At 58.4% G+C, this 23,350-nt stretch carries 17 protein-coding genes and 5 pseudogenes; 7 read left to right on the top strand and 15 right to left on the bottom strand.

Annotation, left to right across the window (positions count from 1 at the left end; all coding sequences use genetic code 11):
• The 8 genes and pseudogenes from BN77_RS32455 to BN77_RS23680 form a co-directional block, all read right to left on the bottom strand.
• A pseudogene (locus BN77_RS32455) lies at nucleotides 1–401 on the bottom strand (aldehyde dehydrogenase family protein); the annotation flags it as partial.
• 295 nt (nucleotides 402–696) lie between these two features.
• Nucleotides 697–1,533 carry an alpha/beta fold hydrolase gene (locus tag BN77_RS23710; RefSeq protein ID WP_007536847.1) on the bottom strand — a complete coding sequence of 279 codons (837 nt, stop codon included), beginning with the start codon at nucleotides 1,531–1,533 and terminating at the stop codon, nucleotides 697–699.
• 63 nt (nucleotides 1,534–1,596) lie between these two features.
• Nucleotides 1,597–2,316: a hypothetical protein gene (locus tag BN77_RS23705; protein ID WP_007536845.1), complete on the bottom strand. Its 720-nt coding sequence runs from the start codon at nucleotides 2,314–2,316 to the stop codon at nucleotides 1,597–1,599.
• Nucleotides 2,313–2,747 carry a GlcG/HbpS family heme-binding protein gene (locus BN77_RS23700; protein ID WP_007536843.1) on the bottom strand — a complete coding sequence of 145 codons (435 nt, stop codon included), beginning with the start codon at nucleotides 2,745–2,747 and terminating at the stop codon, nucleotides 2,313–2,315. Before BN77_RS23700 ends, BN77_RS23705 begins: the two co-directional genes overlap by 4 nt.
• A gap of 2 nt (nucleotides 2,748–2,749) precedes the next feature.
• Entirely contained in the window at nucleotides 2,750–3,469 is a 720-nt protein-coding gene (locus tag BN77_RS23695) for a hypothetical protein (RefSeq protein ID WP_007536841.1), read from the bottom strand.
• A gap of 27 nt (nucleotides 3,470–3,496) precedes the next feature.
• Entirely contained in the window at nucleotides 3,497–4,327 is an 831-nt protein-coding gene (locus tag BN77_RS23690) for an alpha/beta fold hydrolase (protein WP_007536839.1), read from the bottom strand.
• A gap of 1 nt (nucleotide 4,328) precedes the next feature.
• Nucleotides 4,329–5,132 (bottom strand): SDR family NAD(P)-dependent oxidoreductase, encoded by an 804-nt coding sequence (locus tag BN77_RS23685; protein WP_007536837.1) that lies wholly within the window; start codon nucleotides 5,130–5,132, stop codon nucleotides 4,329–4,331.
• Between the two features lie 108 nt (nucleotides 5,133–5,240).
• Entirely contained in the window at nucleotides 5,241–6,224 is a 984-nt protein-coding gene (locus tag BN77_RS23680) for an MDR family oxidoreductase (RefSeq protein ID WP_007536834.1), read from the bottom strand.
• 123 nt (nucleotides 6,225–6,347) lie between these two features.
• On the opposite strand from BN77_RS23680, the gene BN77_RS23675 reads away from it, so the two are divergent.
• Nucleotides 6,348–6,728: a winged helix-turn-helix transcriptional regulator gene (locus BN77_RS23675; RefSeq protein ID WP_007536832.1), complete on the top strand. Its 381-nt coding sequence runs from the start codon at nucleotides 6,348–6,350 to the stop codon at nucleotides 6,726–6,728.
• On the opposite strand, the gene BN77_RS23670 is transcribed toward BN77_RS23675, so the two are convergent.
• Nucleotides 6,725–7,108 (bottom strand): winged helix-turn-helix transcriptional regulator, encoded by a 384-nt coding sequence (locus BN77_RS23670; protein WP_007536830.1) that lies wholly within the window; start codon nucleotides 7,106–7,108, stop codon nucleotides 6,725–6,727. The two genes, BN77_RS23675 and BN77_RS23670, sit on opposite strands and share 4 nt — an antisense overlap.
• Nucleotides 7,109–7,210: 102 nt before the next feature.
• Between BN77_RS23670 and BN77_RS23665 the strand changes: the two genes are divergently transcribed.
• Both BN77_RS23665 and BN77_RS23660 read left to right on the top strand, forming a co-directional pair.
• A complete protein-coding gene (locus tag BN77_RS23665; RefSeq protein WP_007536827.1) occupies nucleotides 7,211–8,224 on the top strand; it encodes a zinc-binding alcohol dehydrogenase family protein in 1,014 nt (337 codons plus the stop codon).
• A 535-nt stretch (nucleotides 8,225–8,759) separates the two neighbouring features.
• Nucleotides 8,760–9,470, top strand: a pseudogene (locus tag BN77_RS23660) (ATP dependent DNA ligase); the annotation flags it as partial.
• A gap of 70 nt (nucleotides 9,471–9,540) precedes the next feature.
• Here BN77_RS23660 and BN77_RS23655 read toward each other — a convergent pair.
• Nucleotides 9,541–9,741 carry a hypothetical protein gene (locus tag BN77_RS23655; RefSeq protein WP_040678379.1) on the bottom strand — a complete coding sequence of 67 codons (201 nt, stop codon included), beginning with the start codon at nucleotides 9,739–9,741 and terminating at the stop codon, nucleotides 9,541–9,543.
• 173 nt (nucleotides 9,742–9,914) lie between these two features.
• Here BN77_RS23655 and BN77_RS23650 point away from each other — a divergent pair, with 173 nt between their 5' ends.
• Nucleotides 9,915–10,217, top strand: coding sequence for a hypothetical protein (locus tag BN77_RS23650; protein ID WP_157224504.1), 303 nt, complete (start codon nucleotides 9,915–9,917; stop codon nucleotides 10,215–10,217).
• Between the two features lie 1,628 nt (nucleotides 10,218–11,845).
• Here BN77_RS23650 and BN77_RS23645 read toward each other — a convergent pair.
• On the bottom strand, nucleotides 11,846–12,340 hold the full coding sequence (locus BN77_RS23645; protein WP_007536817.1) for a YciE/YciF ferroxidase family protein: 495 nt from the start codon (nucleotides 12,338–12,340) through the stop codon (nucleotides 11,846–11,848).
• Between the two features lie 21 nt (nucleotides 12,341–12,361).
• Nucleotides 12,362–13,276 (bottom strand): hypothetical protein, encoded by a 915-nt coding sequence (locus tag BN77_RS23640; protein ID WP_007536814.1) that lies wholly within the window; start codon nucleotides 13,274–13,276, stop codon nucleotides 12,362–12,364.
• A gap of 351 nt (nucleotides 13,277–13,627) precedes the next feature.
• Between BN77_RS23640 and istB the strand changes: the two are divergent.
• Nucleotides 13,628–14,236, top strand: a pseudogene (gene istB, locus BN77_RS23635) (IS21-like element helper ATPase IstB); the annotation flags it as partial.
• 1,695 nt (nucleotides 14,237–15,931) lie between these two features.
• Nucleotides 15,932–16,062: pseudogene (locus BN77_RS34995) on the top strand (antirestriction protein ArdC); the annotation flags it as partial.
• Between the two features lie 203 nt (nucleotides 16,063–16,265).
• Here BN77_RS34995 and glf read toward each other — a convergent pair.
• The 3 genes from glf to BN77_RS23615 are packed head-to-tail and all read right to left on the bottom strand — an operon-like array spanning nucleotide 16,266 to nucleotide 20,818.
• Complete coding sequence (glf, locus tag BN77_RS23625) at nucleotides 16,266–17,423, bottom strand: UDP-galactopyranose mutase (protein WP_007536809.1); 1,158 nt, start codon at nucleotides 17,421–17,423, stop codon at nucleotides 16,266–16,268.
• Between the two features lie 53 nt (nucleotides 17,424–17,476).
• Entirely contained in the window at nucleotides 17,477–18,730 is a 1,254-nt protein-coding gene (locus BN77_RS23620) for a DUF6250 domain-containing protein (RefSeq protein WP_007536806.1), read from the bottom strand.
• Between the two features lie 30 nt (nucleotides 18,731–18,760).
• Complete coding sequence (locus tag BN77_RS23615; RefSeq protein WP_007536803.1) at nucleotides 18,761–20,818, bottom strand: O-linked N-acetylglucosamine transferase, SPINDLY family protein; 2,058 nt, start codon at nucleotides 20,816–20,818, stop codon at nucleotides 18,761–18,763.
• A gap of 756 nt (nucleotides 20,819–21,574) precedes the next feature.
• Here BN77_RS23615 and BN77_RS23610 point away from each other — a divergent pair.
• Nucleotides 21,575–23,350 (top strand): annotated as a pseudogene (locus BN77_RS23610) (beta strand repeat-containing protein); the annotation flags it as partial.

Raw genomic sequence — 23,350 nt, 5'->3', positions numbered from 1 at the left:
GGAACAGCCGGGAACGAGCTCGGCAGGCTTGAAGACGACTGTGTTGCCGTAGCAGAGCGCCGGCGCAATCTTCCAGGCAGGGATCGCAATCGGGAAGTTCCAGGGTGTGATGATGCCGATGACGCCGAGCTGCTCGCGGGTGATCTCGACGCCGATATTCGGCCGCACAGACGGGTGACTTCGCCTGCGAGGCGCAGCGCTTCGCCGGCCACGAATTCGAAGATCTGGGCCGCACGGATCGTCTCGCCCATGGCTTCCGAAAGTGTCTCGCCCTCTTCGCGGGCAAGCAGCGCGCCGAGCTCATCCTTGCGGGCCGTGATCTAGTCGCCGGCCTTCTTCAGCATGACGTGGCGCCCCCAGATGCCGGGACGCGACCAGGCGGGGAAGGCGGCCTTCGCGGATCGTGCAGATCAATTCCAATTGGTTCTACTATCTCGGATTCGATCCGGCCACGGAACGTAAATCAACGGGGTTGTTTTAGCGGAACTATGAGTACCGAGACGCCTCAGGATCATTTGCGGTTTTCTCCGCTTGATCTCTCTTCGTGGGCTCGATAGGTAATTGGCCCATGAAATCACGATCACCGGGTCGGCGGAGAAATCAGCTGGACGGCCGTGAGAGCGAGCTAAGGACTCCGGGACAGCGGTGAAAGACCCGTCCTCCCGGAGTTTCGTTTTCAGCCTGTGTCGGCGAAATTTACGCCTTCACGAAATCCAGCAAGTCCGCGTTCAGTACGTCAGCATTGACCGTCAGCATGCCGTGCGAGAAGCCGGGATATGTCTTGATCGTTCCGTTCTGTAGAAGCTTGATCGACTTATGAGCTGCGTCCGCGATCGGCACGATCTGGTCGTCTTCCCCGTGAAGAACCAGCGTCGGCACTGTGATCGCTTTGAGATCTTCCGTCTGATCGGTTTCAGAGAAGGCCTTGATCCCGTCGTAGTGCGCAATCGCACCACCCATCATGCCCTGCCGCCACCAATTCTGAATCACGCCTTCATGGACAGTCGCGCCGTCCCGGTTGAAGCCGTAGAACGGGCCAGCCGGAACATCGCGGAAGAACTGCGCCCGGTTGGCGGCAAGGGCTGAACGGAAGCCATCGAACACCTCGATCGGCAGACCTTCCGGATTGCCTTCTGTCTTCAGCATCAGCGGAGGAACGGCGGAGACAAGGACAGCCTTTGCAACGCGACCTGCTGGCTGGCCATGCTTGGCAACGTAACGGGCAACTTCGCCGCCGCCAGTGGAGTGCCCGATGTGGACGGTGTTCCTCAGATCGAGCGCTTCTACAACGGCGAATGCGTCCGCCGCGTAGTGATTCATGTCGTGGCCGTCTGCGACCTGAGCCGAACGGCCGTGACCGCGGCGGTCATGGGCGACGACGCGGTAGCCTTTCGAGAGGAAGAACAGCATCTGCGCGTCCCAGTCGTCGGACGACAGCGGCCAGCCGTGATGGAAGACGATCGGCTGTGCTTCCTTAGAACCCAAGTCCTTGTAGAAGATTTCGACGCCGTCTTTCGTGGTGATGTAGCTCATTTGATCTCTCTCAATTGGGGGAACGGATAACACGAAGAGCGCTATCGCAAGCCCCTGAAGGTTTTATGAAAACTGGAAGTCCGAGAGATCGACCGATACGATCAGCGGCTCCGGAAGTGGCTTGTTGTCGGCGCCGCGCGGGTAGATGCGCATCTTGCCGGGCATGACGATACCATCTGCGGTGACGTAGTCGCTGATGTAACGGGCGGCAGCATTCTTACCTTGGATGTCGACCTCATAGTCGTGGCGGACAAGCAGCCCCCTATCGTCGAAATAGAACGTCTGCTCGGTGCTGTGGGTCGCGATCTCGTCCGGGAAGCGCACGCGCAGTCGCCGCCACTCCTGATCGTTCTCCTTCCATGGCCCGATCTCCTCGGTGACGACGCCCGGCCGCTTCAGGATGAAAGGTGAGGTGAGATAGGTCCACATCGTGTAGCCTGCGAAGTAGGCCACCTGCGGATTGCTCCAGTGGGTCTCCATCTCGTAGCCTTCGAATGACGTCCTCGGCTGCATGAGTTCCTCGACGACATGACCATTGGGGTCTTCGATGACCACTCTGTCCGGCGTGAAGACGGACCTGTTCTGCGTCGGAGCGAACGGCCAGTGGGAAACTTGCTCCCGTCTGAGATCCACTTTGACGTGGCAGTCCTCAAGCACTGTGGGCTTGCCTTTCAGTGCCCAGAGAACGCCTCCCTGATGAAGCTTTGCCGTCACTGACGAGAACCGATGGAAGCTATTGAGGCCGCCATGGGCTGCGACCACGATGTCGAGAAGTTCAGTCATGATGCGATTCCCTTAGTATTTGATGCGTTGAGGGAGGCGACAGCGGCGTTTGCGACTGCTTCGTCCTGATCGGGGGTGCCTCCGCTGACGCCCACCGCGCCAAGGAGATCGCCGTTCGCGACAAGAGGCTGTCCGCCCGGCAGGATTACGTACTGCCCGCCCCCGACGCTGTTGACGGAGAACAGGGACTGACCGGGCTGGATCAGCGGCACGAACGTGGAGGAGGGTGCCTGGAAGGCGCGCGCGGTGCGCGCCTTTCCAAGTGCTAGGTCGAAGGCTCCGGCCCATGCGCCGTCCATTCTCTCCGTCGCGACGATATCGCCGCCGCTGTCGAGGACGACGATGCTTGCCCGGATGCCGATGCCATTAGCGTAAGATTCCGCCGCCGCGATCAGCTCACGAGCTGCAGAAAGAGTTATGCTTCTCGACACGCTCAGCTCAGCCTGATGTTGGAAAGATCGATCGAGACGACCAGCGGCTCCGGCATGGCGCGGCCATCGGGCTGTCGCGGGAAGATCCGGCGCAACGTCGGGAACTTCAATCCCTGCACCTCGACATATTCTTCCATGTAATGGGCACCCGGCGTGTTTCCGGCGATCTCGACGTCGTAGTCATGACGCTTCAGGAGGCCATCCGCGTCCACGTACAAGGTCTGGACGGTGCTGTGCGTTGCGATGTCTGAAGGAAACGTCACTTTGAGGCGTTGCCAGGTCTCGCCGTCCTCCTGCCAGTCTTCGAGCTGTTCGCTGGACACACCAGGTGCTGCGAGCAGGAACGGCATGTTGAGATAGGTCCACATCGCAATTCCAGCGAAATAGGCGAGCTGCGGTTCCGTCCAAGGCGTCTCGAGATTGTGCCCGGCGAAGGAAGCGCGCGGATCGGTAAGTGTTTCGAGAACGCCGCCCTGCGAATCCTTGATGGTGACGACGCCAGGTTCGAAGCGGGTCACCCTGCCTTCCGCGCCGAAGGGAGAGTGGGAGGCCCACTCCTCGCCAAGGCCGACAGTCACGTTCGTCTCGTCGAGCTTTCCGCCATGTCCTTTGAGACCCCATAAAGCGCCGCCCTGCTTCAGATGCGCGGTCAGGGACGAGTAGCGACGCCAGGTTTCGAGACCGCCGTGGGCGTCGATGATCTTCTGTGCAAGCGAGTTCATTTGGTAGTTTCCTAGATTGGTCGACGGTCAGGCGTCGAGGAAGGTGTTCACGTGGGCGACGAAGGTCTCGGGGTACTGGAAGAGCGCCCCGTGACCGGAATCCGGATAGATGACGAGCGTTGCTGAAGTCATTGCCTTGAACATCTCGTAGGCATTGATCGACGGGAACATCGTGTCGTCGCTGCCATGGACGATGAGCGTCGGCTGCTTGATGGCCTTCAGGGATACGTGGTCCGGATCGGCTTCCGCGCACCAGCCAACGATCGATGCCGCTTGCGGGTTGCTGACATCCTCACCGCTATCGGGATCGCGGTCTTCGGTTCTTGAAAGAGCGCGGTCGATGAATGCCTCGCCTGCTTGTTGGCTTTCTTTCGACGGTGTGAAGAACAGCGGCAGGCGGACGTCGCGGGCGTTCTTGGAAAACGCAGCCTCGACGACCTCAAGCAGATGTTCCTCGCCGCCTTTGGGCGCCGATCCGGCGACGATCAGCCGACGGACGTTGACCTTGGTGCGAGCAGCCATCACCTGCGCCAAAAATCCGCCAAGGGAGAAGCCGAGAAGATCGACTTCCGGGAAGGCTAGCGCGGCAATGAACGCCTCAGCGTCCTCAGTCTGCTTTTCGACGTTGTCTGGCACTGTGCCCGACGAGGCGCCGACGCCCGCGTTGTCGAAGACGACAACCGGACGATCCGCGGACAGGGCGTTGACCACAGCGGGATCCCAGGCGTCGATCGTCCCGGTGAAGTGCTGCAACAGGATGAGAGGGATGCCGCGATCAGGTCCAAGACGGCGGAACGCAAAGCGGATGCCGTCAGCTTCGAGATATTGGGTGGGGGCGGTTTCGAGCGATGAGGTCATCTTAGGCGCTTTCAGTCTGTTGCGTAAGGTATCGGCCGGCGACCGCTCGGCGGGAAAGGTTCGGAGCCATCGAAAGACGCGCCTGCTGCATGGCGGTCCAGGCAGCGTCGTCGGGCAAAGGTGGAATGGTGATCGGTTCGCGACGGTCGAAGCCGACGAGGGCGGCGTCCACAAGATCGTCTACTTCCATCAGCATCTCGATCGGGAACGAGTTGATGTCCTTGCCCGACCGCTCCCAGAGCTCGGTACGTGTGGCGCCGGGGAGGACCGCCTGCGTGTAGACACCCTTGTCAGCATAGTGGGCAGTCATGGACTGGCTGAGGTTCAGCAGGAAGGACTTTGAGCCACTGTAGATGCCATCGTAGCGTTCCGGTGCGAGGGCGAGAACAGATGCGATGTTGATCACCGCGCCATGTCCCTTGGCGACGAACGCCTTGGCGGCGGCCGCGGCAAGTCTGGCAGGTGCCGTGATGTTGAGGGCTATGATCCTGGAGATCTCGGTGCCGCCGTTTTCCAGCAGGCTTCCGTTCAGGGACATCCCCGCATTGTTCACCAGCAGGGAGACATCGCCCGCCGCCAACCTTGCCTCGACAGCGTCAAGGTCTTCCGGCTTGGTCAGATCCGCGACCAGGATCTCGATCTTCGATCCGAGGCTTTTCAGCCGCGAGGATAACGCTTCCATCTTCGCGCGGTCCCGGGCGACGAGAACGAGGTCGAAACCACGTTTCGCCAGTCTGTCAGCGTACACCGCTCCGATCCCGCTGGACGCCCCGGTAATCAGGGCCGTACCATTTGTAGTGCTCATTCGAATGCTCCATTTCTGTGTTGAAAGCACGCGATCTTGCTGTCAGGCCCGGCAGGGGGAGCCGAACGATGTCTCGCGTGCTTTGTTGAGGATTGTTTGCCGGGACGCTCAGCGGCCGACGTCGACCAACGTGCGGCCCTTGATACGGCCTGCCAGCATTTGGCTTGCCACTTGAGAAACGTCGCCGAGGCCGACGACTGATACCGTAGAGGCGAGCTTTCCGAGGTCCAGATCGGTCGCCAGCCGCTTCCAAGCTTGTTCACGGACAGCACGAGGGGCGCGGACGGAGTCGATGCCTGCGAGGGTCAGTCCACGTAGAATGAACGGCAGCACGGAAGCTGGAATGTCTCTGCCGCCTACGAAGCCGCATGTTGTGACAACGCCGCCATAGGACGTCTGCGCCAGAATGTTTGCGAGCGAGCGTCCGCCAACGGCGTCTACGACTCCTGCCCAACGCTCGGCTGCGATTGGCGGTCCCTCGGCTGATAACGTTGCCCTGTCCACGACAGCGGCGGCACCGAGATCTCTCAGATACTCCTCCTCGCTGGACTTGCCTGTGGAGGAGACGACGCTGTAGCCGAGCGTCGAGAGGATGGCGATTGCGATCGACCCGACACCGCCGGAGGCTCCCGTTACGAGGATATCGCCGCGCTCGGGAGAAACGTTGCCGCGTTCGAGAGCAAGCACACTCAGCATGGCTGTGAACCCTGCCGTGCCAATCGCCATCGCGTCCCGCGCCGAGATCGACGGAGCCAGCTTCACGAGCCAGTCGGCAGGCACGCGGGCCTTCTGCGCGAAACCGCCATTGTGCGTCTGGCTGAGGCCCCAGCCCGTGGCCACCACCTTGTCACCTTTCTGGAAGCGAGGGTCGGCCGAATCCTCGACCGTTCCTGCGAAATCGATGCCAGGGATGAGCGGGAACGTCTGGATGATCCTCTGACCAGCGAGCGCGATTGCGTCCTTGTAGTTCACTGTCGACCATTCGATGGAGACGGTCACATCGCCTGATGTCAGGAACTCATCGTCCACCGTCTCGACTGCGGCGGTCACGCGATCGTTATCCTGCCTTGCGACGATTGCCTGGAAAGTCATCGATGTTTCCTTGTTCGTGAAGCTCGTGATCCACACTTAAGCGCACACGGAAATCATTGAAAGAATGCACAATTAACGCCTATACTTCCATAAATGTAAGTAAGGATCGAAGGAGTAGCCGTAGTGAGACCGAGGCGTCTGGAGCCGAAAAGCGGATGTGCGGCTGAACTGACGATGTCCGTCATCGGTGGTCTCTGGAAGCCGACGATCCTCGTCAATCTCCTGATGGGCAAGAAGCGTTTCATGGAATTGAGCCGTCTGATCCCGGACGCGACGCAGCGCGTGCTCACGCAGCAACTGCGCGAACTGGAAGCCGACGGGATGATCACAAGGCAGGTTTTTCCTGAGGTTCCGCCAAGGGTGGAATATTCGGCGACTGACCTTGCCCGGTCAGTCGCACCAATTCTCGGAAGCCTGCGTGATTGGGGAAACCAATTCCGCGCCAATCAGCAGCGTATGGAAGAGATGGAACCGCATTGCCCAGCTGAAGAGGTAGACGCCTAGGCGGCAGCGGACTCGCCCTGCAACGCTTCGGCTCGGGGCTTGCCGTAGAGACCGATGTTAGCATCGCCCCATTGCTTCAGCGACAGCAGGATAGGTTCCATCGTCCTGCCAAGTGGCGAAAGGCTGTATTCGACCTTGGGCGGCACCTCAGCGTACACCTTCCTATTGATCAGGCCGTCCTCTTCGAGCTCTCTGAGCTGGTTGGTCAGCATACGCGGAGTCACGTTCTCGACGTGCCGCCGGATCTCGTTAAACCTCAGCGTTCCCGAGAGCAGGTGGAAGAGAATGACCGACTTCCATTTGCCGTCGATGAGACCAATCGCGGCCTCGACGGAGCATCCTGGAGAGCAGTCGAACCTAGAGTGACGAGCCTTGGCCATCTACAGTATCCTTTTTGATACTACGTGTCGATTTTGTGCGTATTGTGCTTCAATAAATATACGCCAAGTTAGGTCTCATACAACAGCGAACAGGAGCTAAATATGAAGGCCGTAGCATACAAGACCGCAGGATCCATCAATCGTGAGGACTCACTAAAGGACGTCGAACTGTCGCGTCCCGCCGTAGCCGGACGCGACATTCTCGTGGAGGTCGAAGCAATCTCGGTCAATCCGGTCGACACCAAAATCCGCAAGGGCGTAAGTCCCGAGAAGGGGCAGTGGAAAGTCCTCGGGTGGGATGCGGTGGGCAAGGTCGTAGAAGTCGGCCCGGATGCAAAGAGCTTCAGCGTTGGTGACGAAGTGTTCTACGCGGGCTCTCTGATCCGGCCTGGGGCAAACAGCCAGTTCCACGTCGTCGACGAACGCATTGTCGGCCGCAAACCGAAGACCATCTCGAATGCTCAGGCCGCCGCTCTTCCGCTTACGGCAATTACAGCGTGGGAAATGCTGTTCGACCGCCTCGACATCCGTAAGCCAGTACCGGGCGCCGCGAACGCGATTGTCGTCGTCGGCGGAGCAGGTGGCGTTGGTTCGATCGCCATCCAGCTCGTTCGAGCGCTGACGGATGTCACGGTCATCGCGACTGCCTCGCGCCCTGAGACACAGGAATGGGTGAAAGAACTCGGCGCGCATAATGTCATCGACCACTCGAAGCCGATTGCGGAACAGGTGGCCGCTCTCGGACTCGGTGCTCCGGCCTTCGTATTTTCGACCACCGAAACCCATCGTCATCTCAAGGAGATCATCGAACTGATATCTCCACAGGGTCGCTTTGGTTTGATCGATGATCCGGAAACGCTTGACGTGACGGGCTTCAAGCGGAAGGCGGTCTCCATCCATTGGGAGCTGATGTTCACGCGTTCGATCTACGAAACGGCTGACATCGCTGAACAGGGCAAGCTTTTGAACGAGGTCTCCCGCCTCGTAGACGAAGGAAAAATCCGTACAACGGTCACCGAGACACTGTCGCCGATCAACGCAGCCAATCTGAAGAAGGCTCACGCCGGCATCGAGAGCGGCAAGACTAAGGGGAAGGTTGTCCTGGAGGGGTTCTAATCCCGTAAGCCTCGGCTCAACGCATCAGGTTTCCCTTCCTTCGGTTCTCCGAGGCAGGGAAACCTCGTCCCGCACATATCCCCGGCGGCGTCCACCGGGGCGAGGGGACGAGTTCGCCCATGGATCCCCTGGAAGCCAAGATTCACGCGTAGCGCCCGATTGCGGGTTTTGAAGTTGCGCTGATCTGGCGACACTGCGTGGACTCTTTGTGCCTAGTCCGAGGACGGGGGGACAGTTCGAAGAAACTCCCTGATTGTCCGGGAACGAGGTTATGACAGAGAGTGGCGTACCCGTGAGCTACCGCGGGAGAGCTCGATCTGGAAGAGCTTGCGTGCGACAGATGGTGCTACTGCAAAACTGAAGCTCCGAGGCTGGCTTGGTGCTGGCAATGCTGTATGTCCGCCCAACTGGGTCAATGTGCGAGGAAAACAGCACTTACGTTTCTTCGGCGCACCGGTTCGAGAAAATCAGTGTCTGGAAAAGTGGGAGTGCGGCGGCCGACAAAGCTGCCCAGCCGCCGGCCTCCGGCGCATGAGATGGTGAAGCCGTTCCTTGACGAGGAGGGTAAATCGAACTTCGGAATGCTGCAAAATTCGCGTGGCGGGCGAGGGGGCAAGCTTGCTTCCAGCGCTGCGATGATGATGGCATTTGACCTTCTCTATTTTGACGGCCACGACATTGGGATGATGGAGCTTTCGTCGAGACGCTTTTTCTGGAATCGCTTCTACGAGCCGAGCAGGGAGCCATACGTCTCTCGGAGGTCATTGACGGTGATGGTCGCGATATATTCTCGGCGGCGTGCCAGCATGATCTCGAAGGCATCATCGCCAAGGGCAAGGACAGCACTTATCGGTCAGGCCGCCTTGGGGATTGGCTGAAGATCAAATGTGTGCAGAGCGACAGCTTTATCGTTGTTGGATACGAGCAATCGTCAGTCGCTAGGGGTGGGATCGGAAGCCTGCTACTTGCCGCCCGAAAAGGGGATGATTGGGCCTATGTCGGGTCGCTCGGAACGGGCTTCAGCGTGAGCGTCGCGGAGAAGTTGCGGAAGATGCTGAACCGCATAAAAAGGAAGACGCCGCCGGTCAGCTGTGGCGGCAGACGCAAGAACCTGGTCTGGGTCCAGCCAACGCTCATCGCAGAGATCGAATACCGTGCTTGGACGCACGACGGGAAGCTTCGTCACGCGTCATACAAAGGGCTGCGAGAGGTGCAGGACAACGCGGCTGTCTACGAACTGGAATAAACGAGCGTCAGCGCCCGAGAATATTAAAAAATTCGCCTGAACCACAGCGGACGAAGTTGACGGAAGCGGATCAATGCCGAGCTTCGGTCGCGTGCTGGGTGTCGCGATCAAGGTGCGCTCGAATCGCTCGCTTAATGTCGCCGACGGAATCGAATAGCTCGTTGTCCAACTCGATCACGTGAAATTTGACGGCGATGAACTTCAGGCGCTCGTCGAGTGGAACGGCGATCCCCACGTGCTGACCGTTAAAGACCACAGCCTGTCTCTCCATTGCTCCATCCTCCCAAGGTTAAGCATACCCTAATAAAGCGGCGGTCGAATATGCAAGGCTGCTCTTGTGGTGGTACGTTATCGGACGGTTCCCATCGGATCAGACCAAAGTCCCTGTACAAACCCGTTAGCTGTGCTCTGATATTTCGTTCAGCAAAGGAGATACGGATGACGTTGGCGACCGATATTCACGATGCTTGCCAGGTCTTGCCGCAGCTTGACGGGCAAAGCCGCTGCCGACTGATCGAACGGGTGCTGGAGCGCCTTGAGGCACACCTATGTTATGCGCTCCAGAATGTGCCTGCCGATAATCGGTACTGGCTGGAGGCCCTTGTTCCATCTGTGCGCACTTCGGTCGACGAAATCGCTCTCCTTGAAACCCAGGAGCTTTTGAGAATACTCATCGAGTTTGAGAAGCTGATTTGCCTGCTCGATGATATTATAGCCACGGCCAGTTGCCGGACGACGTTCCATTAGCCAGACAACCAACCGCGCTCGATTACCCATGGCGGAGAGGGTGTGCCGAATTATGCGACCTTCGAAGCCATCATGCCGGAAATTTCGACCGCCTTTAAGGCAGCTTCCAGCCGCGCAGAAGTCTTGTATGGGTAGTGTGTTCCAACACCACCAGCCCTGCTGATCTCCCGTCGGCTTCCACTGTTGCTTTCCTTTTCGCTTCCATCAGCCCTTCAGCCCAGACCGTTATGCGGAACCGGTTCGCAGGACGTCATCGCTTCCTTACGCCGAGATCCAAAATCGGGTTCCACGCCGTCTTTACTGAGGCCTCTGGCCAGCAGGACGTCAGTAGTGCTGGGAACGCTCTCGTTGGCTCATATCTCCAGCAGCTAAATCTCAACCCCAACACAATCGTCTACGCTACCGACACTTCGCCAACTTCAATGCAGTGGCTGCCAAACGCAGACGCAAAAAGAATCGGCTTTCCATCAGCGCCTTGGGGCTTTTGTCCGACTAGGCCGCACAATTCAATTAGGTAAGCTATTGGTTGTCCCGATCGCTGAGCGGCGGCAGGACAAGAAGGGAAGCCTCGCCTTATCCCCAATCGGCTTCCCTTCTACCGCCGAAGTGGAACCTGAATTTTCAAGTGCTCTGGTAGCGAACCCTGCGTCACAGCTCGAAGGCTGGAAGCACCCCCCGGGAAAGCCCCGCATTGGGGAACCTCTCTGCTCCAATCTGGTTTCTTCCCTGAGATCGATCGACGGTCTCATCCAACAAAAAGGAGTAATGTCATGGCCACTCAAGGTGGATCGCACGAAAAGCACGTGAAGGCTGGTCAACAGAGCCACAAGAACACGGGCTCTCAGCAGGACGCCTCTTCGTCTGATAGCAAACAGGGTTCTGGCACCCGAGGCGGCTCGCATGAGCAACACGTGAAGGCTGGTAAGCAGAGTCACAAGAACTCCTGATCCTAGCGGGGCCTGGAACAACCGGCCCCGTTAGCCTTGCTAATGCGGCGGCGCCCAGGACCTTGCTGCCATCAATGCCTTGAGAGACGAACTTCGGAGCGACCTCGTTGCCCACATTTCGAAATGGCGGCGGTCCTTCGATTGCAACGGATGAAGAGCGGCTTCGTTGGCGGCCCAAAGAATGGTTGTCACGCGACAGCTCTCATGACACGGTCGGTGGGCAGCTCAAATATCTGGCAATCATCTTGTGAAAAGCGATTTGCCGTCGCGAGACAAAGAAAGGCATTGGCACTGCAGCCAGTCTGCTTCTGTTGATCAGGCCAATCGATCCGCCGGAGAAGCACCTAGCGGCCTGACCTTCGATCAACCTCAATCAATTGAGAAAGACGAAACTTGTCATGTCGATGGCCCAGGAAATGTCTTACCGCAAAAAATGCAAGGGGATGGATATAGCGAAGATCGGCACGCATAATCCTCCTGCAGCGCCTTCGAAGAGATGCGGCTTCACGAACTACCGTTGCCGGACATTGACCCCATCAAGCGCGACGAGATATTCGCGCGTCATGGTTACGAGTTGCCACCTGGGATTGGTGACCCGATTGTTTGCTGCGACACTAAGGGGGTTCTCCGCAACGTCGTCCCAGTTGCTGGGGCCCGCGTCTTTGGACACGGGCCCCGCGTTCATTCTGCCGCAGCGGCATTGACGGTCGTCTTAGCAATTTCGGAAAGCAGCTGGTCTGTTTCCTCCTCCTCGTCGAGGGTCTGAGCGAGCAACTCCGCCACCTCATCGAGGCCAAGGGTGTTCGCCCAGGTTATCATCGTGCCATATCGGCTGATCTCGTAATGCTCGACGGCTTGTGCGCCCGCCAGTAGGCCAGGGTCCAGTGCGTCGGTTCCCTCCAACTCCACCATCACTTCCTTGCCTTCAGCAATGATCCCAAGGATGGCGTTGCAGGTCTTTTGCTCGGCAGGCTTTCCGATCAATTCAAAGGCTTGCTCCAGCCGTTGAACATGATCTTCCGTCTGGCCGCGATGGGTCTCGAAAGCCTCCTTGAGGTCGGGCGACTGCGCCGCATCAGCCATCTTAGGGAGAGTGCTGAGGATTTGCTTTTCGGCAAAGTAAATGTCCTTCATGGTTTCATAGAGGAGGTCGTTCAGGTGCTTTGAGGGTGCCATATTCGTGTTCCTTTTTTGGGATCAGGGATTTCTTGCTACGGGATACTGCCGAACCGTCGTCGAGCGTACGATGCCAGCGACGCCTCCGAACCAACCGGCGAGTGCTCCTAGAACTAGTGCCGCGAAGCCAAGTAGTGCGCCTCGCGACACGACGGTTGCCGTTTTCTGAGCAGCGTCGATTGCCTTCCGCTTTGCTTCGTCCACGGTGGCCGAATAGCTTTTCTGGTATTCGTCGACCTTAGCTCTGGCCTGTTCAACAGGGATATTTTGTGCCTTGGCGAGAGCGTCTGCAGCCCTGGTTTTGGCTTCGTCGATCTTGGACTGATCACCACTCACAACAGCCCGCATTGCCGCTATGGCCGCATTCTGAAGTGCTTGCGGGTCGTTTCCACCCGTGGCATCACGAATTTGCCGTTCGATGTTCCCCATTGGGTCTGTGGCTGCGGCAATTGACGGGGCGGCCGTTGATGCCACTGATGCCGCCGTCTGGCTGACACCGCCGACTACGCTCGAAAGACCGCTGAAGGCTCCCCCGACAAGAGCGCCTACCGAGGTCGTCAGCATGTAAAGAACAACGAGCGTCGTTACGCCCCAGGCAGTCACGCCATGGAAGCCGCCGGTAAATTTGTCCGGCCGCCCAGACAATCGGCTAGCCACGTATCCGCCGATGTAGGCAGCGACTATGCCAGCGGCGACAAACCAGAGCCCGCCGACGATGGAAAAAGTTGATGCTGCGGGGTTGTCGGAGGTTGCAGGGTCAAGAACTGCGGCCCCAATTCCGACGCCTAGCAGATTGAGCAGGAACTGGGTGGAAAGTGCCAGGATGACGCCCGCAAAGACAGCACCCCACGATATTTTGTGGTGGGAGGCGGTAAGGCGAGGGTCGGCTACATAGTCGGCATCTCCTGGCAATCGAGAGGTGGCTGGCTGGGACATCGTCCATTTCCTTTATGAGGGCGCAGAGTTACCGCGCGGTTTGTAGTCGGACTTCAATGACTAGTCCGAAAAGTTCGCCGTAGGGCCTCAGTCACCCGTCGAGCTTGGGTGTGGCGGCAAAGACCTGGAGCCGCAGAGTCGGTTGAAACAATTCTAAATGCCGATAGTTCCATCGCAGAAAACAATTCAGATGCAGCAACATCTGCCGCTGCTTCAATTGGCCGATAGGAGCGGAGAACGGTTCGATGAGTATCTGGCGTTACGCCTGCATAGGGCCACCGTCCGCATGAGCCGCATGCGTCTTTTCATGTAGGTTCCATCCAATGAGGCTGTTGTTGGAGGTGGCTGGTGATGACGACAATCGATCACGATTTACTCATCGCGACACTCGATCGCCTGAAGCTGACGGCGATCCGCTACCAACTCGACAGCCTGCTGGACGAGGCGGCCCGCTCGAAGATGACCTTGCGCGAAGCTCTGGCGTTCCTGGTCTCACGAGAGATTGCCCGGCGCGATGAACGGCGCATCTCGATGTCGAGCAAGTTGGCGCAGTTCCCCTTCGTACGCGAACTCGATGGCTTCGACTTCGAGGCGCAGCCATCGCTGGATCGAGGACAGATCAGGGAGCTGTCAACCTGCCGCTGGATTGCTCACGGCGACACCGTCCTATTCCTCGGACCTCCGGGCACCGGTAAGACGCACCTTGCTGTCAGTCTCGGCCGAGAAGCGATCCGCCAGAACTACAACGTTCAATTCGTCACGGCAGCCACTCTGGTTGCGATGCTCGCCAAGGCCCATAACAATGGCTCATTGGACAAGCAGTTGACAATCCTATCGCGGCCGAAACTGCTGATCATCGACGAGCTGGGATATCTGCCCTTCGGAGCTAACGCCGCCCATCTGTTCTTCCAACTGGTCTCTCGCCGCTACGAAAAGGGATCGATCCTGATTACCTCAAATTGATCAGTCGGAGAGTGGGGGGAGCGTCTTCGGAGACCCTGTCGTCGCCAGACAAACGAAACAGCAAACCAATGAAGGGGTCAGTTCTTCGTTTCGCCTACGGGGTCAAATCTTCACTTCGCTTGACAAACGCTCCGCTTCGGGGTGTGACAGGCATTGCGGAGATCCTTGGGCTTGGCGCTTGGTGAATATCACGGGAGGCTCAAGTCCAAACCAAGCATCCTGCTAAAAGTGAAGGCGACTAGGACCACAGCTAGAAGTGCTAGTAAAAAGACTGCAAACAGCATTCCGCCGGTGCGTAGTAAAACGCGTTTATTTACCTTCTCCCCCCGATCGTAGTGCCACTTGATGGCGAAAAACATGGCTATGCCTAACGCCAGTGCCTTAAACGTAACGAAGACTATGGGGACCCAGTCCATGATGAAGGCTCTCTTTTGCGTCAGCTACGCTTTATGTCTCATCGCAGGCAAACGCATACTTTTGAAACGCAACTCTGATATGTGACGGCGGGCGACAGGCTGGTTTTGAATCGGTCGGATTCTCAAGCATTGGTGACAACACGAAACATGTGGCCGTATGCCCAGGCGACCCAGCTTGCGTTAATATGTCACCGCCGCTCTAATTCAGAGTTGGTCTGCGATTGTGGGTTTCGATGTCAACCGCGACCGATAGGCGATTGCGCTTTGGTCGAACGTAGTCGCGGCCGGTCCTTTCCTCTTCCGCCTTGAAGCAGAAACGGCTGTTTACGAGCCGGCCTTTCAGCGGCCAAAAGGAGCAGAAGACAGGTCAGAAGGACGGGCGGGAGAGCGGTGAAGAGGTGCACCCAGATAGAGGGGGAGTAAGCAATCTGGATCCGGCATAACAGCGCGACACCGACTATGCATATGAAGCAGATCACAAAGAGCCCCAGGCGATGCGTTGGCTCGGTGGAAGGGTCGTCGAAGCCACAAACCTCGCCATTAAGGTGGCCCTGTCCGCATTGGGGACATACGCCTTGCAATCCAGTTTTTATCGGCGAAAGCGGCGGCCATTCGTTGGTCATTGTTCTGTTCTCAAGTATTGATCGGATGCGAATATCCATACACTATCCAATCAAATACCTCATATTACAAATTGTCGCAGACCTTTTGGGTGTCGCCGCGACATCGGCCTGTTCCAAGGTTTGGTGGCACGCCGACAGCTCCAATTGCTCCGACTGACCCGCCCTCCGATCTGGCCAAATGCTTTGTTGCCTGCCCCTGCGAGGACATCCGATTCTAACGGTCGAGCATGATATGGCCACTGCCTGGTGTGGATTGCTGCTGCAGCAGCTGGAATATCGTCGCTGCAGCATCCCGGGTGCCCTCGATATTGAGGTAGTTTGAAAACCCATATAATCTCCATATATTTTTTAAATTGAATACACTTGAATGGATAGTCGATGGTAGCGACACCTTAGACCGGCAGCTCAGCACCCGAGACGGGCCTGTTTACCTGTCCATTGCGGACGCTTTGGCCGAGGTAGATGGCGTGCGGCTTCCAACCCAACGCAAATTCGCCCGGCAGCCCCGGCATCGACTTCACCACAGTTAGCCGAGCCTACTCGGGGGCCCGTAGCCTTGGCCTGATCGAGGACAAGGTGGGGCACGGCAGATCTGTGCGTTCAAAGCGTCGTACGCGACCGGCACCGCCGCCCTCGGGCGTCGTTGACATGAGCTTCAGTCCTGGTTGAAGGTGCTGGTCGACGACAGCGGGCGATCTTGCAGGCGGCGGCTCATGCACAGCGCGCAACGGCATTCCTTCACGGGCTACAGCCGGAGGCGGCCAACATTCGGGACGCTGCTTGACTGGTGAACGCTTCAGGTAGAACTACGGTCGGCTCGGACCAAGGCGCAGCTGGAGGCTGCGTAGGCGCCGGTTTTTCGTCTCATTCGCACTGCTGGCAGATCGATCACAAGCCGGCAACCTCACAAAGATCACGGAAATCGCGCCGCCCGGGTGCACCTGGTGCACCCGGGGTGCACCAGGTGCTGAACCGCGGTTCATGACTTCAAATCGGCGAGTGCTGAAAGGCGGGCATCGACGCGCCTTCTGACAAGCGGCCAAGGTATTGTCGCGCAGTATCCAGCGCCTCGCGAATGGTCACATCCATATCAAGATAGCGATAGGTCCCGAGCCGCCCAACGAAGGTGATGGATGTTTCGGCGTTTGCGCGTTCAACGTATTGAGCCAGTTGTTCTTTGTCTTTGACGAGCCGGATTGGGTAGTAGGGGATGTCGTCATCGCCGCAGATTCGGGAGAATTCCCGATAACAGACGGAACCCTTATGTTCCTCCCAGGGTGAGAAATGCTTGTGCTCGGTGATGCGCGTGTAAGGCACGGACACGTCGCCATAGTTCATGACTGCACAGCCCTGGTAATCGCCATCATAGTCGAAGCGCTCAAAGTCGAGCGTCCGGTATCCCAACGGGCCGAATTCGTGATCGAAATAGCCGTCGAGCGAGCCGGAATAAAACACATGCGCAAAGTCTTCCTTTTGCGCGCGGAGGAACCGGGTGTTGAGGCTCACATGGATGTTGGGATGGTCCAGAATGCGGCCGATCATATCGGTGTAGCCGTTCTCGGGCATCCCCTGGTACTTATGCGCGAAGTAATTGTCGTCATAATTGAAGCGCACGGGAAGCCGTTTGAGAATGGACGCCGGCAATTCCGTCGGCGAGCAACCCCACTGCTTCTGCGTATATCCCTTGAAGAAGGCCTCGTAGAGGTCGTTGCCAACAAAGCGGAGCGCCTGCTCTTCGAAGGTTGCCGGGTCCTCGATCGTCTTGTCCGCCTGCGTCTCGATAAAGGAACGGGCCTCGTCCGGCCGGAAAGTCTTTCCGAAGAACTGATTGATCGTGTGCAAATTGACGGGCAAGGAATAGACTTGGCCGTTCGACGTTGTCTTCACCCGGTTCTTATAGGGCATGAAGGCCTGGAACCTGTTCACATAGTCCCAGACTTCACTGTCATCGGTATGGAAGATATGCGGGCCATAGACATGCACCATCACCCCGGTTTCCTGGTCGCGCTCGGTATGGCAGTTGCCTGCAATATGAGAGCGCATATCAAAGATCTCGACCTGATGGCCCGCCAGCGCAAGTTCCCGGCCGATGACTGCACCGGACAATCCTGCACCAACGATACCAATTCTTCCATTTACCCGCATTCCAGGACGCTCCAGTCTCGTATCGCGAAAGCTTTAGGTGAAAGCCGAAGGTGTTACGCCGCAATCGAGCTGCGCATCAGTTCGTCGTAAGCACCGATCAAGTGATCCAGTGCCAGACCCTGCTCCTGCGGGCCGAAGCTGAGGTGGCTGACCGTGAAATCCGAATAAATCGCGGTCGGCCGGTTAAGAAGGTCGGGCAGATCGACGGTCAGGGCTCGCTCGTCATCGCCCTTCGGCAGGGCCATATGCACGAGGTCCTTGCCAAGCCAGGCAATGAAGTTGATCGATTGGCGCTCCTGCCACTCGATGACTTTGCTCGGCAAAGGCAGATGCTTGCTGTTGGTCTGCAGGAAATAGTCGTGGAGCTCGTTGGCGCGCGCAGCACTTTGCCACAGGCTTCCGCCAAATCCACCCGGCGGCCGCTCAAAATGACCGACAGCTTCGGGAATGGAACCGGCCAGTTGCTGCCAGTGAGCACAGACCCCGTTATTCACGACATTGGCGGAGACAATCACATATTTCGGGTTCGTCCGCCTGAACTCGATGAAATCGCTGAGTTTTTCGAGATCCATGTAGACGATGTCGTCGTCGCACTTCAGGAATATGGAATCTGAAAAGGCCTGCAGCCGGCTCGCGTAGAAATGATAGGCTTGCCAATACGGCATATGCTCGTTCGGATTGCCAACGAAGCGTTGTATCCGCGACCGTACGTTCCCGAGTTCCAGCGAGGCACCCCAGCCGCCGCGCACCATGATCGAGGCACCGGCAGAGATATCAAGCTCGCTCCAGCTCCCGATCGCCACGTTGTTGACGTGGAGCGAGGGAACACCTGCCGCATCGACGTTGAGCACGATCTGGTTTGGAGTGCCTGGCGACAGAATACCGGGCGTCGCTCGCATCCAGAGGGCGGGAACACCGTCGCGATCGAAATGCGTAAGCCCGCTTCGCGGCAGCTTGCGCAGAGCGGAGTGCGAATTGTTCCAGCCGCCGACCACAAGCTCGAAATAGTCGTCCCCGCCGCCGTTCGGAATGATGGCAATGTGAAGGTCGTTTGTGATCGTGGCGGAGAGGCGGAGCGGCTGATTGGGCGCGACCGATCCCTTCGACTGGTATGGAGCATCCGATCCCATAAACCGAACCGGGCCAAATTCGCGCGTGACCCACTCGTGATCTTCCTGCGAGCGCGTGAAATCCCAGACATGCCACTCGTCTATGATCCCGGCATCCATCGCCGAGTGAACGTATCGGGTCAGGATTTCCATTCTTTTCTGTCTGCCCGCAAAGGTGACAAGTATAACTGGAGCCATTTCAGCCTCGTTTTCTGGGGTTGGTCGTGCTCATTGCGCGCGAGCAGTTTCTGCCGTCCACAGACGGTCGTCATACGGGATCGGGGAAAAGGCGTGCCAGTTTGCCAGTTTCTCGATATATCGCTGCCGGTAGGCGGCGCTGTCTTCGAACTCGATTTCTTCGCTCATGATCTCCGCCCCGACCTCGTAGTAGACGTCGAGGTTTCTGAGATCGGGCGTCGGTGTTTCGCCACGCTCGCATTCGCCCTGCATTTGCCAGTACAATTGCTCGAGGCGCCGGACGAGAGCCGGAATGTCGCGAAGAACGCTTCCCTCGCGCTGGCGCTCCAGGGATTGCCTGACCGCACTGAGGGCCTCACGGTCGCTTGCAAATGCGACGGCTTTGCCAACGTAGTCGTCCGGCCCGTCGCATATCAGTTCCGGGACGCCCGCCGCAGCAACGATGCTGGCACAGAAGCGCGACGCAAATCCATTGCCGGGGAAGGTCAGGACAGGCAATCCCATGGTAACGGCGTCGCCCGCCGTGGAATGGGCCCCATAAGGGAAGGTGTCGAGGAAGAGATCGGCTACGCCAATTCGGGCGAGATGCTTCGGATTGGGAGCCTTTGGCGCGAAAATCAATCGTTCCGGCGCCACCCCGTGTTGCTCGGCTGATTGCCTCAGCCGCTGATCGACGTCCTCGCCGCCGCTGAGCAACCAGAGGATACTGTTTGGTGTTGCCGAAAGAATTGCCATCCACCGCTCAAAGCAGGCGGCGGTGATCTTCTGCATGCCGTTGAAGCAGGCGAATATAAACGCATCCTCGGGAAGGCCTACCTCGGCACGCTGCGGGCGAGGTGCGATCTGCCTCTTGCGGTCGACGGGCTGGTTGCAAGGTATGCGCAGCACCTTTTCCGAATAGTAGATCTCGTGGTCCGGTGGGATGATGTGTTCGTCGGCGATGATGTATTGGTGGAAGGGACTGCCCATGGTGCCGGGATAGCCGCAGAAAGCGACGATCACCGGCGCCGGCCGATAAGCAAAGATCCTGGTGCGCGCATGCTTCGTGTAGCCGTTGACATCGACGAGGATGTCGATCTCGTCTGCGATGATCTGCCTTGCGGCATCCTCGTCGCCGATCGTCGAAATGTCGCGCCAGCAGTCGATGGCATTCATGATGCGCGTTTGTGTTGCATCAGGCGCGCGCGTCGCTTCACCGCAATAATAGGCGTAGATCTCGACGGCGCTCTTGTCGTGCGTCTCGAAGACCTCGCTGAGGGCAAACCCGACCGCGTGGTCGCGCAGATCAGACGACACATATCCGATGCGCAACCGTTGCGCGGTGTTGGATTTTTGACGAGGAGCAAGGCGGGCAAAACCGCGCAAGTCGGGGCGACCGACCAGCGACTTGCAGTAGCGATAGGCCTTGGCAAGCTGGAAGACAGGATCGTCGGCATAGCAGGCAAGGGTCAGCGGCGACAACGCGTCCAAAAGTTGGCGCTGGGAGATAAGCTCCGAAGAGACCAGCGTTGGCCATTTGCACTGGCGTTGGCGCAAGGACGTCCAATGCTGACCTGACTCGATCTTGTCGGGCCGCAATTCCATCGCCTGCCAAAGGGTCTTTTCCGCCTCCTCCATAAGGCCGGCATTCTCGAGTACTCGACCGATATGCTGGAGGATCATCAGACGATGGCCAACGCGCTCGGGTGTGATCTCGCCCGTCATCTCCGCAAAGGCTTGCCATTGCTGAATCGCTTGTCCGGCGAGACCCGCATCTTCGAGGGCGCGGCCAAGGTTGATATGCCCCTGGCCGAATCGCGGCTCGATCTTCAGGCAAGCACGCAGTGCGTTAATCGAACCCGGCAGGTCGCCCAACTGTCGCAGCGTGACGGAATAATTGAAGTAGACGAGATGCAGCAGCGAATTGGAATCGTTATATGCAATCCACGACCGGTAAAGTTCAGCGGCCTGCGCTCTCAGTCCGGCGAACTGCAAGCTTTCGGCAGATTGAAACAATTCCGTCAGCGAGAGCCGCTGTTGTCGTGCGCGCTCAAGTAGTCCGGAAAGTTGGGAAAGAGGCTCTGAGGCAAGATTGGCGTTGATGTTCATAGAAATTCCGATGACAGGCGGCCGACAGTGAGAACATGTTCTGACGGGTCATAATCGCGTTAGCTTGCTTTGGGCTTGTGCTTTCCGTGATCACGCAGTTTTGCCTCTTCTTTTCGTCCAGAACTGATATTGCTGGCATCGCGTCCCCCAAAAAAACATATGAAGCTTGTTCTGGCGAAGCTCAGATCATGCGAAGCGCCTTGAAATGCATGCATCTCAGGTGCTGTTGAAGCTTTCTGCGCCTGCGTCTCGTCGATATGTTGTCAATCGGGAAGCAGATTTAGCATGTGTCGTGAGCAAACCTATGATTGTACCTTATCGATCCAGCATAGTTTGACGGGTCCAAGTCTGAGACAAATTTGTCCTTGGATTCCGGCTGTTAACTCAAAATTTAAGCTTGGTCGCTACCTGTTGTCTCAGAAGTCGACAATTCCCAACGGGGCAAAGACTTCGACAAAAAAGAATGGACCGATCCTCTCATGAGGGGGGCTTCATTCATGGGCGTGGGAAGCAGGATGCTTTGTATCCTGTCTGCATGAAGCCTTCCTGCGCTAGGGCTCCCGCGAGCCATGTCCTCAATCCGACATTTCCGTTCATCGGGACGTTTCGACCCAAGTTTCGCGTCGAGATGAACGGGCGCCGCATATGGCACGCGCATTACGAAGCTGAGCCTCCGATGAGGGGCTCGCGGCGTTTGTCTCGTGGTCGGCAGCATCGGTGATGTTCACAAACGATTAACCTCGAAGGCTCGCGTCCATGACTTCCATCATCAGCTCCCTTAGCGCCAATCAGATCAAGTCCCTTTCGACCACGATCATCGCCTCTCTGACCACCAGCGACATCGCGGTGATGACGACCACTCAGGTCAAGGCTCTCTCCTCTGCTCAGATCGCGGTGCTCAGCACCGACGATATCGCAACCTTGTCCAGCGGGCAGATGAACGCAATTGCGCCAGCGGCGGTCGCTGGCTTGACACTGAGCCAGCTTGCAGCTCTCGACACCTCCAAGATCGAAAGCCTGGCGTCGTCTCAGGTTGCCGCACTGAATTCAGCACAGATTGCCGCTTTGACGTCATCTCAGGTCGAAGCTCTGACGTCTTCGCAGGTCGGTGCCATGACCTCGACGCAGATTGCGGCCCTCTCCACCGATGACATTACGACCTTCTCGACGGCCGATATTGCAGCGATCTCCGCGACTGCGATCGCAGGCCTTTCGACGGACAATCTCGCAGCTCTGTCGACCGGTCAGGCCGCGGCACTGAAGACCGCCCAGGTTGCGGCACTGAAGACTGCCCAGATTGCAGCGCTCACCACCGCTCAGATCGGCGTCCTGAGCTCGTCGCAGATCAATGCTCTATCTGGCACTCAGCTTGCCGCCCTGAGCACAGGCGATCTGGCAGCGCTTTCCACCGACCAAGTTGCCGCGCTGAACAGCAAGGCGATCGGCTCGCTGACGACTGCCCAGATCGGTGCGCTCAGCACCGCCCAGGCCGAGGCCCTGACCTCCGCTCTCGTCGGCGCGCTGAGCTCGGCACAGGTTGCAGCCTTGTCGTCGGCTGACATTGCGACCTTCTCGACGGCCGATGTTGCGGCGATCTCCGCGGCTGCGCTGGCCGGCCTTTCCACCGACAATCTTGCAGCTCTGTCGACCGATCAGGCCGCAGCGCTGAAGACCACCCAGCTTGCCGCACTGAAGACTGCCCAGATTGCAGCTCTGACGACGGCCCAGATCGGCGTCCTGAGCTCGTCGCAGATCAATGCCCTGTCCGGCACCCAGGTTGCCGCGCTGAGCACGGACGACCTTGCGGCCCTGTCGACCGATCAGGTTGCCGCGCTGAACACCAAGGCCATCGGCTCGCTGACGACCGCCCAGATCGGCGCTCTGAGCACCGCTCAGGCTGAGGCCTTGTCGACCGCCCAGGTGGCAGCGCTTGGCTCGGCCCAGATCGCGGCTCTCTCCTCCGCCGACATCGCCACCTTCTCGACGGCTGATATTGCAGCGATCTCCGCTGCTGCCCTGGCCGGTCTTTCCACCGGCAATCTCGCGGCCCTGTCGACCGATCAGGCTGCGGCACTGAAAACCACCCAGGTTGCCGCACTGAAGACGGCGCAGGTTGCGGCGCTGACCACCGCCCAGGTCGGCGTCCTGAGTTCGTCCCAGGTCAATGCCTTGTCGGGAATCCAGGTGGCGGCGCTGAGCACCGACGATCTGGCAGCGCTCTCCACCGGTCAGGTAGCTGCACTGAACACCAAGGCGATCGGTTCGCTGACGACTGCCCAGCTCGGCGCGCTCAGCACCGCACAGGCCGAAGCTTTGACCACCGCTCAGGTGGCCGCGCTTGGCTCGGCGCAGATCGCAGCCCTCTCTTCGGCCGATATCGCCACCTTCTCGACGGCCGACATTGCGGCGATCTCGGTCGCTGCGCTGGCAGGCCTTTCGACCGATAATCTGGCAGCTCTGTCGACCGACCAGGCCGCAGCGCTGAAGACCACCCAGATTGCCGCACTGAAGACGTCGCAGGTTGCAGCGCTG

Source organism: Rhizobium mesoamericanum STM3625 (genome assembly GCF_000312665.1).
In the GTDB taxonomy this organism is placed as follows: domain Bacteria; phylum Pseudomonadota; class Alphaproteobacteria; order Rhizobiales; family Rhizobiaceae; genus Rhizobium; species Rhizobium mesoamericanum.
The sequence above is the reverse complement of the archived record's forward strand: the minus strand, read 5'-3'. Positions and strand labels throughout refer to the sequence as shown.